Genomic DNA, 18,154 nt, shown 5'->3' with positions numbered 1-18,154 from the left:
CCTTAGAATAAGGATTAAATATTAATTGCGAGGGGTTTAAAAAAAACTAAAATTAAATAGTCTAGCCTATTCTGGAGGAGGTAAAAAGACTTCTAGTATATGTACTCCAAAAAACACACTCTTTGATGGAATAATAAACAAAGTGTTTAGTGTTTTTGTGAATGATTTTAGATGGCTAAAGTCTTGTAGGACAGTTTCTTCATCAAAGTCATTATTCTTCTGCTCTTCTGGATCTTCATCTGCCAAACTTATGGATATAAAGGATACCTCTTCTAACCCAAAAACTAATAGACTAGAAGGGACAAATACAACAAATAACCAAATACAGCTTAGTATCGGAAAAATTACTGACTTCATGTAAAACATCTGACTAAATAACAAATATAAAAGGATACTGCTAACTATGTGTTAAAGATTTTTAAAAATCTTTAAGCAATTTAATTTCTGAAGAGGGAACCCAACCTATTTTACCATCCAATAATTCAATTTTACTCCAATCCTTAAGTTTATCCAATACATTAACTTTGGTTCCTTCATGCAATTGAAATACTTGAGGACTTCGATTATTTGGTTCTGATTTTACGCCAATTTCATTCGCATAAATAATGGCGGGGTTGTTTGAATTAAAGTCTTGGTATTGTAAAAAGGCAATAAGTATGCAAACAAGTGAGAAAATTAATGCCCCTATGCTAATACTGAAAGAAATTCTTTTATAATTCGAATAACTGAAATAATAGAATAAGATATAAGAAATAACAAAGACTAAAACAAAGAAAACTGCCAAATAGGCCCATTGATCAAAGAAGAGCAGCCTTGTCACTGAGTTGTAAATTTTGTTTAGACTTGTTACCGGTAAGGGATCTATTGCATCAAGCGTCATGTTTTGAGCATAGGCAAGATTATTCTTTATTTCCTTATCCTGAGGTTTTAAAAGAAGCGCTTTTTCATAGTAATAAATACTCGGAGCAATCTGATTTAATTTATAATAACAATTTCCAAGATTAAAATATACTGCGGCAGAATGTTCACCTCCTTCTATAATGGATAAATAACTCGATATAGCCTCCTCATAGTCCCCCGCATTATAAGAATCGGTCGCCTTATTAAACCTGGCTTCGTTCTCTTGTGCAGGTGAGATTTGAACTAAAAGGAGAAATAGTATACCTACCAATTGCTTCATGCTATAACTTTTTATCCATTTGAGAAATTGTTTCACTGGCTTTTTCGTAGTCCTGCTGCATTTGTACATCAGAAAATGGACTATAACGGGCCATTTCACAATTCTTTAATAGGTTTACAAAGGCATCAACAGTTGCTTTACCTATTTCCCTTTCTATTAAGAGGCTAGATATTTTATCCTTGCTGAAATCAGTAGTCTCAAGTTTTAATTTAGCCTTTAAGTAATTGTGTAGCGCTTTTTCCAGAGCAATGTAAAATGATTCTTTTTCCCCAAGCGCCTTTTTAGATTCCGACAGATATTTTCTAGCAAGTTTATTAGCTTTCTTTATTTTATTGCCCACTACGTCACTCGCAATTGTTTCTCTTTTCCTTACAAAAAACATAGCCAGAGGGATAAGTAATATGGGAGAAAAAAGCCAAAGATAAAATCTTGTAGACCCAAAGAAATAATTAGTTCCAATAGTGCTTAATCCTGGTTTTAGTTTTATAAATCGAAATTGATCACCGGTAGATACAATTGTTTTTTTTGTGGCACTTGCAACTTCAGAAGAAGAACCAGAATTATTTAGGGGACCTTCGAGAACATTAATGGTTATTTCCTCAGAAGTTATAGTCTTATAGGTTTCAGCCTTAGGGTCAAAATAACTAAACGATATACCAGGAATTGGATATTTCCCTCTAAAGGAAGGTACTATTGTATAATTGTCACTGACCTTTCCTTGCATGCCGGAAATGCTAGTTTTAACATCCTCCTTAAATTCAGGATCATAAACCTCTAGGGAAGAAGGCACGGAAGGTTCCGGAAGTTGGAATAATTTTAAGTTTCCTTTTCCTTTAACTTCTACAATAGCCTGTAAGGATTCGGAAGCATTGAGGCTAGATTTGGTGGTTTTGACATTAAACTGAAAATCGCCAACAGCTCCGGTAAAATTTGCCGGCCTGCCTTCGAGAGGTAAAGGTTTAACCTGTATCACACGCTTTCCTGCGGAAACGGTCTTATTGGCCTGTGAATAGACTCTTCCTCCAAAAAAATCTCTTCTGTTTGTAGGAACTTCCAAACTAACATCTAACGAAAGTGGTTCGATGGATAGTTCTCCAGATTTCTGAGGATAAAGCACTACACGTTTTAGAACTACGTACCTGTAGGACTTTCCCTGATAGGTGCCATTCTGTACATTGTACTTGGTAAATGGCATATCCTGACTCCAAAAATTGTTGTACGTAGGATTATCCAGAGGTCTAAAATCCCGGACATTAATTGTTGGACTAACATATAGTTTGTAGACAACGCTTATAGCCTCGTTTAAATAAGGATTTATTTTTGAAACTTCAGCTACTAAATGAAGATTTTCTGCCGCAATATTGTCTACGGACATTTGATCACTTGGTTTATCTACGGCTGCCGTAACGGTAACATTTTTGGCCAAAGATTTATATACTTTACCGTCTATGGTAATAGAAGCTTGCTTTATTTTAAAACTTCCTCTGGCAGTAGGAGCAAGCGTGTAGGAGTAAGTTTTCGAATAGGTACGAACCCCATTTATCCATGAAGAACTAATGGACTGAGAAGGCCCCATTAACACTCTAAAGCCTTGAAAATCAGGTGGAGTAAAATTATCACCATCCTTATTCATTACAAAATCTACCCGTAATCTTTCATTAATCCCTAAGGTATTTTTGCTAAGTTCTACTTCAAAAGTTACTGCATCCTTGTCTTGTGCCCATGACAACTCAGCGATCAAAATGACAAATAGAACAGCTAGGTAATATGTAAGTTTTTTTCTTATCACCAATCCTTAGTATTTTTTGTTTTGGCGCCCTTTACTTTTTTAGCATCCATTTTTTCTTTCACCTTTTTTTCTTCATTTTCCATTGCTTCCAACAAATTTTTTATTTGCTGTTCGGACAATTGATTAGGTCTTGGCTGATTTTTTTGTTCTTCTTCTCCTTGCTGCTTATTTTGATTATCCTTTTCATCTCCTTCTTCTGTTTTATTTTCTTCTTTCTCCTCTTCCCCCTGATCCCCTTCATTATTTTCCTGATCGTTTTCTTTGTCTTCAGGGTCACCTTTGTTCTCATCTTCATTTTCCCCCTGATCTTGTTGGTCCTGGTTTTTATCCTTTTCCTTTTCTTGATCCTCGTTTTCCTGATCTTTATTCTGATCCTGATTTTGTTGATCTTTCTTGAGAAGTTCTTTTGCCAAAGCTAAATTATATCTTGTTTCTTCGTCCTGGGGATTATTTCGTAAAGACTCTTTATAGGCTTCAACGGCCTTTGCATAATCTTTGTTTTGCATAAACACATTTCCCATATTATGAAACGCTTTGTGTTTCATGGGTTTCCCTTCAGACGTTTCGCCAGCCTGTTTAAAACGCCCAAAAGCTTCAGAATAACTTGCTTTATTATAATAGGCATTACCTAAATTGAACGGGGCCGTCGTATTCTCCTCACTCTTTGAAATAGCTTTTCGATAATTTACTTCCGCATCGATAAAGTTGTTTTCTGATAATTCTTTATTTGCCTTCCAGGTAATATCTGTGGAAAGTTGTAATGCTTTCTCCTTGGTTTTTTCCTCATCCTGACAATAAGAGCTAAAGCACACCAAAAAGAATAGTACAAAATAGGTCTTCATATCAATTTATTTCTTTTTCGTTAAAAAGATTTAATTTCTTTAACCACTCGGTTTTTCTATCCAATAGGAAAATATCCAAAAATAGAAATATTAGCCCAATACCGAGAAACCATTGAAACTGGTCTTTGTATTCTGCAAACTGTTTCGCTTCAAATTCAGTCTTATCCATTTGATCTAACTGATCTTTAATAAAGTCTACTGCTTTTTCGGTATCCGAACCATTTATATACTCTCCATTACCTTCGCTTGCAATGTCTTCTAAGGTTTCCTCGTTTAGTTTTGTAATTACAACTTCGCCTTGAGCATCTTTTTTGAGACTTTCTACAATACCATTTCTCTTAAGAGGAATAGGACTTCCTTTTTCCTTCCCCACTCCGATGGTAAAAATTCTAATACCTTCTTCTACAGCTAGTTCTACTGCGTCTAAGGTAGACCCCTCCGAATGATCCTCCCCATCTGAAATAATAAACAAAACCCTGTTTGTTTGTTGTTCATTATCGAAGTAAGTTGACGCCAGTTCAATAGCTTCATTAATAGCAGTTCCTTGAGAGGAAAGCATATCTGTATTCATGCTTTGTAAGAACATTTTTGCGGCGCCGTAATCTGTTGTAATTGGCAGTTGTGGATATGCCTGTCCGGCGTATGCAATTATTCCTATACGATCACTCGCTAACTGATTAATAATCTCAGAGACCAACCTTTTTCCTTTCTCAATTCTATTAGGTGCAATATCTTCTGCCAGCATACTTTTTGAGACATCTACAGCAAAAACTATATCCACTCCTTCTCTTTTAACCGTTTCCAGCTTTGTTCCAATTTTTGGGTTAACCAGGCCTAGAACTAAAAAAGTTATCCCTAACATCATGGTTACCAACTTTAGACCTGTTTTGAAACCTGATTTGTTCGGAGCAAGCCTCTTTAATAAATTGGCCGCAGCAAACTTTTTCTGAGTTCTTGTTTGCCAAATACGCAAGAGTATATACACAATCACCATAAAGGGTATTATGGAGAGTAAATAAAAATATATTTTTTCGTCTAATTGAATCATCTTTATATAAAACTCTTAAAAAGTGTATTTCGCATAAACCATTCTAATAACAAGAAGGCCCCGGCTAATAAGACCCATGGTCTAAATTTTTCTTCGTATTTATAATATTTAAACTCTTCAACTTCTGTTTTTTCGAGTTTGTTAATCTCATCGTAAATGGCTTCTAATTTTTCATTATCCGTGGCTCTAAAATATTTCCCTCCGGTAACAGAGGCAATTTCTTTTAGCAGATCTTCATCAATTTCTACTTCTCTCATACCATATCTATAGGAGCCATCATCATTGTAAGCAACAGGTGATAGAGCATTGCCATTAGTTCCCAAGCCAATGGTGTATGTTTTAATATCAAATTCAACAGCAAGATCCGCCGCAGTCTTAGGTTCAATAAAACCGGAATTGTTTACTCCATCGGTTAATAAAATTATTACTTTACTTATAGATTTACTTTCTTTCAGTCTGTTTACAGAAGTTGCAAGACCCATGCCAATTGCCGTCCCATCGGTTAATTGTCCATAGGTGATTTCTTGCAAAGCATTCAAGGCAATACTCTTATCACTAGTAATAGGAGTCTTTGTATAACTCTCGCCGGCATATGCCACTAAACCAATTCTGTCACTTGGTCTTTTTCTAATAAAATCTGCAGCCACTTCTTTTAAGGCAGAAAGTCTATTGGGTTTTAAATCTCTTGCCAGCATACTGGAAGAAACATCAATAGCAATTACAATATCTATTCCTTTAGTGGTTTTAGTTCTGGTTGAAATCTCTTCGGTTTGTGGCCTTGCCATTGCTACAATTATTGCGGCAAGTGCTAAAATACGAAGGGCAAAAAGTAGTGGTTTAAGTTTGGGTAAGATGTCCTGGGTAGTAAAGCCATCAATACTCGGGATTTTTAAAGAGGCATTTTCTTCTTTACGCATGAAAAAATGCCAAGCAATAGCCAATGGCAGTAGTAATAACAGCCAAAAAAATTGTGGGTTTGCAAATTCTACATTTTCAAACATCATGCATCCGTTTTTACTTCAAGCTTATTAACTATTCTTTCTATAATCTCTTCTGCATAGGTATCACCGTCTTTCCACGCCAAAATAACTTGCTGTTGAAACCCTTTGCCGCCAAAGAGAATGATAGTATATTCTCCATTGACTAGCTCTTTTGAATTTCCAGATTTAAATTTCCCTCTGCCATATACCTTAATCCCTTTTATACCGGTCTTCGTGCTAAATTCTTCTTGCTTTGTAATGATATTTTTGGCCCCCTGTTTTTCGAAATTGGAGAGTAAGTCCTCTACAATTTTTGTGAAGTCAGGTTCTTCCGGTTTTGCAAGAGTAGTGGAGGTAGCACCTATGGTTAAAAGACTTTTCTCACTATTAAACATAAAGGCTTGCAACTCCTTAATATTTGCCTTTGTTTCTGGGTCTAATTTAACCTCTTGTCTAACTAAGACCTCAGGAGTTTCAAGAATAATAGGGGGGTAGCCATAGGCACTAGAAATCCATTCTCCTTCAAGAAGTCTCTTTGATGGATGCATAGTAATAGTGTCCCATACTAATTTAGGTCCTTTAAAAGCCACCAAGCTACTGAGTACAAATACTACAGCGATAGTTGCGGCAGCAGAGATATAAAGAACTTTTTTTCTGTGCTTTTTTCTGGCTAATTCTTCTAAATATTCTTGTTGTTGCATTAATTCCTCCTCCGTAGGCTCAGGAATTGCTTCCTTAGTTTTTATAACAATTTCTTCTACAGATTTCCTGTCATTTTCTGCGGTTGAGGTTGGAGGTTTTGAACGAGCAAACTTTACCAAATCTGCCGATTTCAATATCCTTTCGAACTGTTTAATGGTATCTTGCTTTAGATTTAACTGCCCGGCTTCCTGCAGTAGCTCTAACTTTTCAATTAATTGATCTGTAGTACTTTCTAAGGCATAAATGTTTACTTCTTCTTCCAGGTAAGACCTTACGATAGCGGTTAACTCTGAATAGTATTTTTTGTACTCATCCTGTATGAGATATTTGGAATTTTCTAGTCTTTTTAACTCCATCAGAGCTCTGTCATAAGGAGGTAGTAATGCTACCATTTCTTCTTCAGTCAACGGTTTCTTTCTAATAAAAAACCAATAAATTATTGTTCCAATAAGTCCTAGGAAGAGTATTGCGAATAAAATATACAGCCAAAGTTTACTACTGCTTTTTTCTACACTTACTAGCGGCTTTATGTCATACATTTTTTGATTAACGGTATCCACTGGAATTGTTGCTACCTGTACACTAGCCGAGTCGGTAAAGTAGGGAACTCCATCGATTTCAATTCGTTGTGATGGGAGCTTGTAATTTCCAGAATCGAATTGGGTTAGGGCGTAGATTTTTTGAAGTGTAATTCTGTCTTTTTTTCGCGTAGTATCCGTTTTAAATGCTTCAACAGTTTCTAAAGGAGAAAAAGTCTGCCCTTCTGGAAAGTGAACCGCAGAGGTAGAATCTGTTTCTACGGTGACTGTATATAATATTTGTTCCCCAATTTTAATTTGGGTAGTATCTATAGAAGTAATCAGTACCGGTTTCTGCTGCGCGTTTACACCAATACCCATAAGTAGTAAAGCTCCTAAAAGGGCAATCCTCTTTAGGGAGTTTACGTATAATCTATGGCTATATTTAGTAGTTCTAAAATTCAAGTCTTATCCTCGTTGTTTAAAATAACCCAATAGTTTTTTTACATAGCTTTCATCAACCCTACTGTGAATAACACCACAGCCAGATTTAGCAAAGACTTCTTTAAAATAGTTAACTCTGTCTTTGTAATATTGTCCGTAAGCCGAGCGGACTTTTTTGGATTGTGTATTAACTAATCTTGTAGACCCTGATTCTGCATCCTGCATTTGTACAACGCCTAAATTTGGAATATTCTCTTCTCGGCTATCGTAAACTCTGATGCCGGTAACATCGTGTTTTTTACCCGTAATTTTTAAAGTCTGTTCATAGTCTAAAGCCATAAAATCTGATAAAATAAATACGATGGCTTTTTTCTTCATCACATTAGTCAAAAATTTCAACGCATTTGCAATATTAGTTTTTCTGCTTTTAGGCGTAAACTCTATTAATTCTCTAATGATTCTTAAGACATGACTCTTCCCTTTTTTAGGGGGAATAAACAGTTCCACTTCATCTGAAAAAAGAATTACACCAGCTTTGTCATTGTTCTGTAAGGCAGAAAATGCTAAAGTGGCCGATATTTCAGTGATAATTTCATTTTTGAACCGATTTGAGGTTCCAAATAATTCTGATCCACTAATATCTACCAAAAGCATCATAGTAAGTTCTCTTTCTTCCTCGAAAACCTTAACAAAAGGCTCGTTATATCTTGCCGTAACGTTCCAGTCTATGCTTCTTACATCATCGCCAAATTGATATTGTCTTACTTCACTGAAAGTCATACCTCTACCCTTAAAAGTGGAGTGGTACTCTCCACCAAAGATATGGTCAGAAAGACGGCGAGTCTTTATCTCAATTTTACGAACTCTTTTAAGTAATTCTTTGGTATCCATTTTGGTTCAAGCTTTAATGTAGACTAGGCTTATACCTCTAAAGGCATTAAACTTTTTAGGTTGAACGTTTATGGCACTTCAATTTGGTTTACAATTCTATTAACTATTTCCTCTGAAGTTACATTTTCGGCTTCTGCCTCGTAGGTGATTCCAATCCTATGTCTTAAAACATCATGTACTACTGCCCTCACATCTTCTGGAACCACATAGCCCCTTCTTTTAATAAAGGCGTAACACTTGGCTGCATTAGCTAGGTTAATACTCCCTCGCGGGGAAGCTCCAAAACTTATTAGGGGTTTTAGGTCTCCTAAATCATATTTTTCAGGATATCGGGTAGCAAAAACGATATCTAAGATATACTTCTCAATTTTTTCATCCATATACACTTCCTTAACTACTTGTTGCGCGCTAAGAATTTGTTTTATAGAAACCACAGGTTTAATTTGTTTTGAAAGTCCCTGAAGATTTTGACGAATGATAATTTGTTCTTCATTCATTTTTGGATAGTCAATGACTGTTTTAAGCATAAAACGGTCAACTTGTGCTTCAGGTAATGGATAAGTTCCTTCTTGTTCCACGGGGTTTTGTGTGGCCATAACCAAGAAAGGTTTATCCAAAATAAATGTCTCATCGCCAATTGTTACTTGTTTTTCCTGCATCGCTTCTAATAAAGCCGATTGCACCTTTGCCGGAGCTCTATTTATTTCATCAGCAAGCACAAAATTTGCGAATATGGGTCCTTTTTTAATGGAAAAATCATTAACCTTCATGTTGTAAATCATGGTTCCAACAACGTCTGCAGGTAAAAGATCTGGGGTAAATTGAATTCTACTAAAACTCCCTTTTACTGCCTTAGACAAAGAAGTAATGGCTAAGGTTTTCGCTAGCCCCGGTACACCTTCCAATAAGATATGTCCTTGTCCCAAAAGTCCAATTAACAATCTTTCGATCATGTGTTGTTGCCCAACAATCGCTTTATTCATCTCCATAATCAGTAAGTCAATGAAAGCACTTTCTTGCGAAATTTTTTCATTCACTGCACTAATATCTACAGTAATATTTTCATTCATACGGTTAATTTTTTGGTCTAAAAGTAGTTGGTTAAAAAGTATGGCGCAAATTGAAAATTTATTTAGATAAGTGCTGTTAATGATTGGTTAAAAAAAGGGCAAAACCCTTAGTTTTATGAAGTATTTAAGGGATTTATTTGCTAAATTCACAAGCTTATGAGAAACAACATCGAGTATTCAAAAATAATTTCGGGAACTATGACTTGGGGAGAATGGGGGAAACAGCTCACCACTTCGCAAATGTGTAGTTTAATTGATTTTTGCAAAGAGCATGAAATCACCAGTTTCGATCATGCAGATATTTATGGAGATTATGGAAATGAAGAAGCTTTTGGAAAGGCATTTCTCCAAAGTAATACTAATAGAGATGAAGTTCAGTTTATTTCTAAATGTGGGATTCAATTTGTAAGTAAGGCAAGGTCTAATCGAGTAAAACACTATAATTATTCAAAGGATTATATTGTATGGTCTGCAGAGCGTTCACTTCAAAAATTAAACACCGATTATTTGGATCTTTATCTTTTGCACAGACCTAGTCCGTTAATGGAACCGAATGAAATTGCGGAGGCAGTCCAAAAACTACAAAAGGAAGGGAAAATAAGACAATTCGGAGTTTCTAATTTTAGTCCCAGTCAAATCGGTCTCTTGGAGAAAGCCATAAGCGTACAGGCAAATCAAGTTGAATTTTCTTTAAATTCTGCGCAGGTTATGTACGACGGAACTTTTGACGACTGCATTATTAATAATCGCATGGCTATGGCTTGGAGTCCTTTAGGAAATTTCTTTAGAGAGAATGATAAAAGACAGAAAAGAATAAATGAGGTTATGTTGGAACTTCAGGAGAAGTATGAGGCGAGTTCTTCACAAATATTATTAGCCTGGGTTTTAAAACATCCAGCTAAAGTTATACCAGTTGTTGGGACAGCAAACAAGATAAGATTAGGAGATTCAATAATGGCGCAGAACATTGATCTAGATACGGAAGATTGGTTTAGCCTATTAACAGCCTCCCAAGGGCATGAAGTACCGTAAATTAATTATTCAAAATGACAAAAAAAACTGCTTTAATAACAGGATCTACTAGTGGAATAGGTAGGGCGACGGCACAATTATTTGCCAAAAATGATATTAGACTGGTGCTGTGCGGAAGGAGAAAAGAAAGATTAGAGCTATTAAAGAATGAATTGTCTACCTATACTGAGGTTACAACTCTGACTTTTGATATAAGAAATCGGGAGGAAGTCAATGTTGCCATAAGCAGTATTCCTGAAGATTTTTCGCGGATTGATATTCTTATAAATAATGCGGGAAATGCGCATGGTATGGAGACCTTCGACCAGGCTAGAATAGATGATTGGGAAGCTATGCTCGATATCAATGTAAAAGGGCTGCTGTATGTTACAAAAGCGATTCTTCCAGAAATGATAAATAATAATTCTGGCCAAATAATTAATATTGGATCTACGGCAGGAAAAGAAGTGTACCCAAAAGGAAACGTTTATTGTGCAAGCAAGTACGCAGTTGACGCAATAAATAAGGCTATGAGAATTGACTTGAATCCCTATTCCGGGATTAGAGTGGGGGCTATAAATCCTGGGTTGGTAGAAACCGAATTTAGCGATGTTCGATTTAAAGGAGATAGGGAGAGGGCAAAAAAAGTATATCAAGGTTTTTCCCCCTTGCAAGCAACCGATATTGCTGAGATAATACACTTTGCTATAACAAGGCCGGCCCATGTGAATATTGCAGATTTGGTGGTTATGCCAACAGCGCAGGCTAGTAGTACCATTATTAATAAAATTACATGATTAATAAACGGCTTTTGGTCAAAAACCTTTTAGCGCATAATGATGAGAATAGTTTTTATGACAAGAAAAGGAGCATAGATATTGGACAAAAAGCCGGGAAAGCAAAATTCCTGAAGCATGTTTGTGCTCTGGCAAATAGCAACCCCAGAAATAATTCGTTTATTGTAATTGGGGTAGAAGATGATGACAATGCAATAATCGGGGTAGATTTTTTTGATGATAGTAAAATTCAAAACTTGGTAAATGCTTATTTACAAAACCCACCACTAATTTCATATGAAAATATTCCATTTCCACATCTACCTGAAGGGAAGGTAGTAGGTCTTGTTACAATTCGCTCTTCAGAAGAGGTATGTACCCTTAAACGAAATATATGGAAGTATTATGGGGGTGCTGTTTTTTTTAGGGAAGGCAGCATCAGTATGCCTAAGGCTGTAAATATTGAATTAAAAGATATTAACTCCCGGACAGTGGCGACCATAGAAAAACACGCGAGGAATAATATTGAATTAACACTTTCCGGGGTAATTGATTTTATAAACCATAGACATAAAGACCTAAAAAGCAATTATAAAGTATTTAAGGAACAATTTGTCTTATGCTGGGCTGGACATGAAAAGAAGACCTATAAAAAGGTTTTTTATTCAAGGGTAGATATCGAATTAATTAATGAGCAAGTGAAACTTTTCTATTCTGCTCTAGATGAGGTGGCAATTGAATATAACGACAATACCTTTACTATTATCGAGTATATAAAACTGGGTTTAGGAGATGAATTAAAGTATTATCCCTTGGAAAAAGTAGTCATAGTATTTTCGAATAAGGCTACCTATCAGATTCATAGCGACTTAATATTTGAACCTCCGCAGTTTAACAGAAAAACGCTGCATCATATTTTTAATTCAAACAGAGCTCTCCTAAAGAAATTGGAAAACCAAAGCAAATTAAAACCCATGGATGAAGTAGACTTAAAAAATTTACCCGCTACCCATTTACTGTGTTATTTAAATGGTTTTGAAGAGGCGAAAATTGATATGGAAAAGTCGAAATCTCTTCTTAAAAAGTATAATGTTGAGGTGTACCAATCTTTAAAAGAGTCTTTTAGAGTCTTGCGCAAAGTAAAATACAATTAAGACTGAACAAGCCACATATATTCAAATGGTTCAAGTTCAATAAGGGCACTTTTAAGTTCTAATTTTTTTGAAGTTATTAGATTTATTAGCCCTTCTTCGGTAGAATAACCAAGGGCCTTCAACTGATTGGTTGTAAGTATTTGTGGCCATTCATCAAAATTGCATACCACTAGGACATTTTTTGTATTATTGGATGTTCGCTCGTATACAATCAAGTGGGGATTTGGGTTATAATGAAGTAAAAGATTGTTTCTATCCGCAAAAATAGGATTCACTTTTCTTATTCGAATCAGAGATTGCAGGGTATAATATATTTGAGCCTGAGGAGTATCTGTCTCACTAATTGTGTTAATAATATTCCAATCTTGTTTTGGTCTGTTCAGCCACCTACTATCGTGCTTTTTTGCCGGATCCTTTAAATAGTCATAATCATTAAGTGTCCCTATTTCATCTCCTGCATAGAGCATAGGAATACCCCCGTAGGATAAAATAATGCTATGCATTAATAAGATTTTTTTAATTGCTGTGCGAATGAGTAGGGTGTTTTTTTCGTCAATACCTTTTTCTAAACCTAAAAGAGAGGCTGCACTGCCAGTAATTCTCCCATCGCCATTTTTAGGATTATACATAAAGATTTGGCCCCTTGCAGGAGACCAATCTATTTTATTTGAAAAGTATTCCAAAAGGAATTTTCTATGTAAAAAGGCGTCCCAGCCATTCTCATAAATATATTTATCCTCAAAACCTAACCCAATATCATCGTGGCATCTAATGTAATTAATCCATGTTCCCTCCTTAGGTTTTGAAGGTAAATTGCGCAGACTATTATAAAGCAGCGAAGTCTTTTTTGTAGCCACGGAATTCCATAAGAGGGCCATTAAAGTGGCATTATAAGCAATTTCACATTCGTTACCTTTTCTATTATCTTCCCCAAAATATTTTACAATTTCTTTGGGCGAAACAATCGCTTCTGCAAGTAAAATAACCCCTGGCGCAATGGTCTGAAGGCACATTCTAAAGAGACTTATAAGTTTGTGGGCTTCTGGTAAATTTTGTGAGTCCGTCCCTATTTTTTTCCACAAAAAAGCCAAAGCGTCAAACCTAACGACATCTACACCATAATTGGCAAGCGCAACTAAATTGTTTAGCATAGCCATAAAGACTTGGGGGTTTTTATAGTTTAAATCCCACTGATAGTTGTTAAACACGGTCATCACCCATTTATCCATTTCCTTGTTGTAGGTAAAGTTACCTGGGGAAGTTTCAGGAAAGACTTCTGGGAGAGATTCTTCATAAGCATCCGGGATTAACCGATCCGGAAAAATGTAATAAAATGACTGGTATTTTTCTTGCCCTTTTTTTGCATTTTGCGCCCAAATAAACTCATCTGAAGTATGATTCACAACGAAATCCATCATGAGATACATTTTCCTGGAGTGCATTTCTTGTATTAGGGTGTGTAAATCCTTTTTAGAACCGTATTCCCTGGAAACTTCTGTATAGCTATTCACTGCGTAGCCTCCGTCGTTTGCATTTTTTGGCCGGGTATTTATTGGCATTATATGTAGAAGGTTTACACCGAGATCTTCAAAATATGGTAGTTTTTCATGCAAACCTTTTAGGTTCTTATTGAAGCGATCTACATAAAGTTGCATTCCAACCATATTTTCTGCCTTGTACCAGTCACAGTCTTTAAGGAGCTCTAAGTCTCTTTGCTTTAGGGAGGTTGGTCTTGAAGCAAATAATTTTGGCAATAGTTCTAATAAGTGTGGAAAGCTCGTTTCTAGGGCTCTTTCTCCATAAAGGTCTACATATAGGTTCTGGATTAAAGATAGATTTGAATTAAACCTTTTCTCGAATAATATTTTGGCATCCTTAACCGGCAGACTTTCTAATTCCCGTACTGCCATCAACTTGTGAAGAGAAGTTTGATTCATCTAAGCGTTTAGTTGGTTGGGAGTTGGTAGGGATTGAATAGCTCCATAGTTTTGCGTAGTTATGGCCCCTGCTTTGTTCGCAATTTCTACCATTTTTGTTAAAAGCGTAAAGTCTTCTAACTTCTCATGAGACTCCTTTATACTGGATATTTGTTGAAGGAGACAGCCGATAAACGCATCCCCCGCCCCAGTTGTATCAACGGTCTTAACCGGTATACTGGGTATTAGTTTGGCTTCCTCATTAGAACTTAAGAAAGTACCCTCTGCCCCCAAGGTAATGGCAACAGTTTTTGTCCCTAAATCATGAAAAAAGGCACACGCGTCTGCAATGTCGTCTTTACCAGATAAAAGTTTGGCCTCCTCCAGGCTAAATTTACAAAGGTTCGATTTCTCAATAAAGGGCAAACATTTTTTTATAAATATATTTTCTTTATTCTTCCATAAGTCTCCTCTGAAGTTAGGGTCAAAGCTAACGTACGCATCGTGTGTAATGGCGTCAAATAAAAAGCGTCCATAAGCCTCTTCCAAACTACCTCCCAACAAAGCTGTTGCCGCACCAAAATGTACCATGTTTTTATGAAATCTATTTTTAAGGGTAGAATTGTATTTAAATTCTTTGTCGGCCCCTCTACTAAAAACAAAATCTCTTTCCCCTACTTCGTCAATAGATACAAATGCCAGTGTTGTAAATTCACTAGACCTCTGTGCTAAGGATATATCTACACCTTCTTCCAATAAAATATTTAGTAGGTAATCCCCAAAAGGGTCGTCCCCAACACAGCCCATAAAATGACTTTTACCACCAAGACGGGAGATTGCACACGCAACATTGGCAGGAGCTCCTCCGGCCTTCTTTGTAAATACGTTGGCCTCGGATAAATTATTGCCTTGTCTTTCGGCAACAAAGTCAATTAATAGTTCACCAATACAAAAAACCTCTTTCATGCACTTATTAATTCAATAGTTTCCCAAAATAATGAGAAATACTTTGCTTCTCAAGGAAATAGGCTAAAAAGATAATAGTCAATTTTAAAATAGTGTAAAATAATAGTAAATATCGATCTCAATGTACGCGTTTCATGTGGCATTTTTACGATTTTTGTCTAATGAGAACAATTGTCATTGGAGATATCCATTCTGGATATCTTGCCCTGAAACAACTCTTGGAGCGAATTGGCGTAGAAAAAGAGGACAAACTAATTTTTTTAGGAGATTACGTAGATGGCTGGAGTAGCGCCGTAGAAACGGTAGATTACTTATTAGATCTAAGTACTACAATTGATTGTGTATTCTTACGTGGAAATCATGATGAATTGGTTTACGACTGGTTAAAAGACGGGTTGGATAAACCTATGTGGCTGGCTCACGGGGGAGAGGCTTCGAAAAGTTCCTATACCGGCCAGAGTGATAAGCTAATTGAAGCGCATAAAGGTTTTTATAAAAGTCTTCAGAATTACCATTTGGATGATAAAAACAGGTTGTTTGTACATGCTGGTTTTACCAATCTTAATGGAGTTGAATTCGAATATTTTTCTAAAATGTTTTATTGGGATAGAACACTTTGGGAGATGGTTTTAGGTCTGGATACAACAATTGGCCCTCAACATGCTTTATATCCAAAACGTCTTAAGAACTATCTTGAAATATATATAGGACATACGCCGGTGACAAGAATTAATAAAACAAAACCAGTACTCGCTGCAAACGTATGGAATATGGATACTGGAGCCGCCTTTAAGGGGCCACTTTCTGCTATGGATGTCGACTCTAAAACGATATGGCAAAGTGATCCTGTCTATCAGTTATATCCTAAGGAAAGGGGAAGGAATTAGGAATTTAAAGCAGTGCTTAAATTGTTTAATCATTTTTAAGCCGTAATTTGCAAAAAAAAACAAATATGTCTTCTAAGAATATAAGGCTTGAGGTAATGCAGGCTATTGAACCAAAAGTTGCAGGATTTATCGACTCTTTTTTAATTCCGATCGATAAAATATGGCAGCCTTCTGATTTCTTGCCGGATTCTCAGAGTGAAGATTTTTATGAAGAATTAGAAAAGATAAGGGAAGAAGCTAAAGAATTGGGCTATGATTTTTGGGTTACATTGGTAGCGGATACAATCACGGAAGAAGCACTTCCTACCTATGAATCTTGGTTAATGGACGTAGAGGGAATTAACCAACATTCTGAAGAGCCAACAGGATGGTCTAAATGGGTTAGGGCTTGGACCGCTGAAGAAAATAGGCATGGGGATGTTCTCAATAAGTTTTTATACCTCTCCGGACGAGTAAATATGCGCGAAGTTGAAATTTCAACCCAACACCTAATTAATGATGGATTTGATATCGGAACAGATAGAGATCCTTACAAAAACTTTGTTTACACCAGTTTTCAAGAGTTGGCTACAAACATATCCCACAAGCGGGTTGGAATTATGGCGAAGAAAAAAGGGAACACTTTATTGGGAAAGATGTGTTCTATTATTGCCGGAGACGAAATGAGGCATCACTTGGCGTATAAAGAATTTGTACAGGCAATATTCGGACAGGATCCCAATGGAATGATGTTGGCATATGCCGATATTATGAAAAGAAAAATAGTGATGCCAGCACACTTTTTAAGAGAATCTGGTGAAAGTATAGGAGTTGCATTTGAAAATTTTTCAAACTGCGCACAACGCCTTGGTGTTTATACCTCTCAGGATTATATCGATATTTTTAACAAATTGAACGATAGTTGGGGTTTAGAGTCTATGCGGGGTCTAAATGATGAAGCGGAGAAAGCCAGAGATTATTTATTGGCTATGCCTTCGCGTTTGCAGCGTATTGCTGAAAGAATGAAAATAAGTGAAGATAGTACTAGATTTAAATGGGTAGAAGCGAATGGGATGCTATAGCTTTCCATGTTTATGCTCTTCCTGCCACTTAAAAAGCTCCTTCCATTTACCTTCATAACACATTTTAGCTTGCATTGGCCATGATGCCGGATCGTGTACTTTAAATCTATCTCCCCCAGAATCGAGAACATCCTGGCATTTCTTAACCGATGTTAAGGAAAGTTCCTGCCAAGTCCTAATGTCATAATTGTGAAATAGACCTTCAATTTTAGGCCCAATACCTTCCACAATTTTTAAGTCATCCTTGCGAATACTTTTCCCGAATATAGATTTTGCCAAGGCCTGATTGAAAGGAAAGTCTTTTTTTTCTTGAAGCGCAATATTGGCAGCTTCCAGATTTCTTTTACAATCTTCCAAGCTACTATGCCAATTCGCTTTTTCCCTTCTCAGGGCTTCTAATTCATTTAATTCCAAGCTGTTTGAAGGCTGCGATTTTCCAATAAGAAACCCAAAAACAGCAGAAATTACACCAACTAATAAGGGGATTATCCAACACCAGATATTTACAGTTTCTAAAGCCATAATCTCAAAAATTATTGATTGTTCTTTGGTGGTGACAAAATTAAACGCATGCCAAACCATTTAATTTAGTATCCATGGTAACACGCACTGCAATACATAATAAAAAAATATATGCCCACGGCTATGGATATTATTAAACCCAGAATGTTGGTCCATTTTTTGGACATAACAAAAACATATCTACTACAATGTATTAAAAAAAACCCATATTTCGTTAGTCGATCGGGTCTATATTGGGAACTTAATATCAAGATTAAACAAAATTAGGCCAAAACACAACTTATACATTTATAAGAGACGTTTATACAATTATATAGGCAACCTACATACTATCACTGGGTTTATTCGGCTCAATTTTTGATCTTTGATTTCGAAAAAAAGAGCACCCTATTTCTCC

Annotated in this window: 17 protein-coding genes; 5 read left to right on the top strand and 12 right to left on the bottom strand. The window is 36.1% G+C overall.

What is annotated here, in order from left to right; all coding sequences use genetic code 11:
- Window positions 1–66: 66 nt before the first annotated feature.
- The 9 genes from PXG98_RS02455 to PXG98_RS02415 form a co-directional block, all read right to left on the bottom strand.
- Window positions 67–357, bottom strand: coding sequence for a hypothetical protein (locus PXG98_RS02455; RefSeq protein WP_276388815.1), 291 nt, complete (start codon window positions 355–357; stop codon window positions 67–69).
- A gap of 61 nt (window positions 358–418) precedes the next feature.
- The gene (locus PXG98_RS02450; RefSeq protein WP_276388814.1) at window positions 419–1,180 is read right to left on the bottom strand and encodes an SH3 domain-containing protein; all 762 of its coding nucleotides are present in this window, start codon (window positions 1,178–1,180) and stop codon (window positions 419–421) included.
- Between the two features lies 1 nt (window position 1,181).
- Entirely contained in the window at window positions 1,182–2,969 is a 1,788-nt protein-coding gene (locus PXG98_RS02445; protein WP_276388813.1) for a BatD family protein, read from the bottom strand.
- Entirely contained in the window at window positions 2,966–3,811 is an 846-nt protein-coding gene (locus PXG98_RS02440) for a tetratricopeptide repeat protein (RefSeq protein WP_276388812.1), read from the bottom strand. The genes PXG98_RS02445 and PXG98_RS02440 overlap by 4 nt, the downstream gene beginning before the upstream one ends.
- 1 nt (window position 3,812) lies before the next feature.
- A complete protein-coding gene (locus tag PXG98_RS02435; protein ID WP_276388811.1) occupies window positions 3,813–4,859 on the bottom strand; it encodes a VWA domain-containing protein in 1,047 nt (348 codons plus the stop codon).
- Window positions 4,860–4,861: 2 nt separating this feature from the next.
- Entirely contained in the window at window positions 4,862–5,860 is a 999-nt protein-coding gene (locus PXG98_RS02430) for a vWA domain-containing protein (protein ID WP_276389255.1), read from the bottom strand.
- A complete protein-coding gene (locus PXG98_RS02425; protein ID WP_276388810.1) occupies window positions 5,860–7,524 on the bottom strand; it encodes a BatD family protein in 1,665 nt (554 codons plus the stop codon). The genes PXG98_RS02430 and PXG98_RS02425 overlap by 1 nt, the downstream gene beginning before the upstream one ends.
- Before the next feature lie 3 nt (window positions 7,525–7,527).
- Window positions 7,528–8,394, bottom strand: coding sequence for a DUF58 domain-containing protein (locus PXG98_RS02420; protein WP_276388809.1), 867 nt, complete (start codon window positions 8,392–8,394; stop codon window positions 7,528–7,530).
- A 68-nt stretch (window positions 8,395–8,462) separates the two neighbouring features.
- On the bottom strand, window positions 8,463–9,464 hold the full coding sequence (locus PXG98_RS02415; RefSeq protein WP_276388808.1) for an AAA family ATPase: 1,002 nt from the start codon (window positions 9,462–9,464) through the stop codon (window positions 8,463–8,465).
- Between the two features lie 156 nt (window positions 9,465–9,620).
- On the opposite strand from PXG98_RS02415, the gene PXG98_RS02410 reads away from it, so the two are divergent.
- The 3 genes from PXG98_RS02410 to PXG98_RS02400 are packed head-to-tail and all read left to right on the top strand — an operon-like array spanning window position 9,621 to window position 12,405.
- Window positions 9,621–10,496 (top strand): aldo/keto reductase, encoded by an 876-nt coding sequence (locus tag PXG98_RS02410; RefSeq protein ID WP_276388807.1) that lies wholly within the window; start codon window positions 9,621–9,623, stop codon window positions 10,494–10,496.
- Window positions 10,497–10,510: 14 nt separating this feature from the next.
- Window positions 10,511–11,272: an SDR family NAD(P)-dependent oxidoreductase gene (locus PXG98_RS02405; RefSeq protein WP_276388806.1), complete on the top strand. Its 762-nt coding sequence runs from the start codon at window positions 10,511–10,513 to the stop codon at window positions 11,270–11,272.
- A complete protein-coding gene (locus PXG98_RS02400) occupies window positions 11,269–12,405 on the top strand; it encodes an ATP-binding protein (RefSeq protein ID WP_276388805.1) in 1,137 nt (378 codons plus the stop codon). Before PXG98_RS02405 ends, PXG98_RS02400 begins: the two co-directional genes overlap by 4 nt.
- Here PXG98_RS02400 and PXG98_RS02395 read toward each other — a convergent pair.
- Both PXG98_RS02395 and PXG98_RS02390 read right to left on the bottom strand, forming a co-directional pair.
- Window positions 12,402–14,342: an amylosucrase gene (locus PXG98_RS02395; protein ID WP_276388804.1), complete on the bottom strand. Its 1,941-nt coding sequence runs from the start codon at window positions 14,340–14,342 to the stop codon at window positions 12,402–12,404. The genes PXG98_RS02400 and PXG98_RS02395 overlap by 4 nt on opposite strands.
- Window positions 14,343–15,287, bottom strand: a complete 945-nt coding sequence (locus tag PXG98_RS02390; RefSeq protein WP_276388803.1) for a carbohydrate kinase family protein — start codon at window positions 15,285–15,287, stop codon at window positions 14,343–14,345.
- 161 nt (window positions 15,288–15,448) lie between these two features.
- Between PXG98_RS02390 and PXG98_RS02385 the strand changes: the two genes are divergently transcribed.
- A complete protein-coding gene (locus PXG98_RS02385) occupies window positions 15,449–16,174 on the top strand; it encodes a metallophosphoesterase family protein (protein ID WP_276388802.1) in 726 nt (241 codons plus the stop codon).
- Between the two features lie 65 nt (window positions 16,175–16,239).
- Window positions 16,240–17,235 (top strand): acyl-ACP desaturase, encoded by a 996-nt coding sequence (locus PXG98_RS02380; protein ID WP_276388801.1) that lies wholly within the window; start codon window positions 16,240–16,242, stop codon window positions 17,233–17,235.
- Here the strand turns inward: PXG98_RS02380 and PXG98_RS02375 are convergent.
- Window positions 17,230–17,757, bottom strand: coding sequence for a hypothetical protein (locus tag PXG98_RS02375; protein ID WP_276388800.1), 528 nt, complete (start codon window positions 17,755–17,757; stop codon window positions 17,230–17,232). The genes PXG98_RS02380 and PXG98_RS02375 overlap by 6 nt on opposite strands.
- Between the last annotated feature and the right edge of the window lie 397 nt (window positions 17,758–18,154).

Source organism: Eudoraea chungangensis, assembly GCF_029360665.1.
Taxonomy (GTDB): Bacteria; Bacteroidota; Bacteroidia; order Flavobacteriales; family Flavobacteriaceae; genus Eudoraea; species Eudoraea chungangensis.
Note: the sequence above shows the minus strand (reverse complement) of the source record. Positions and strands in the feature narration are given on the sequence as shown.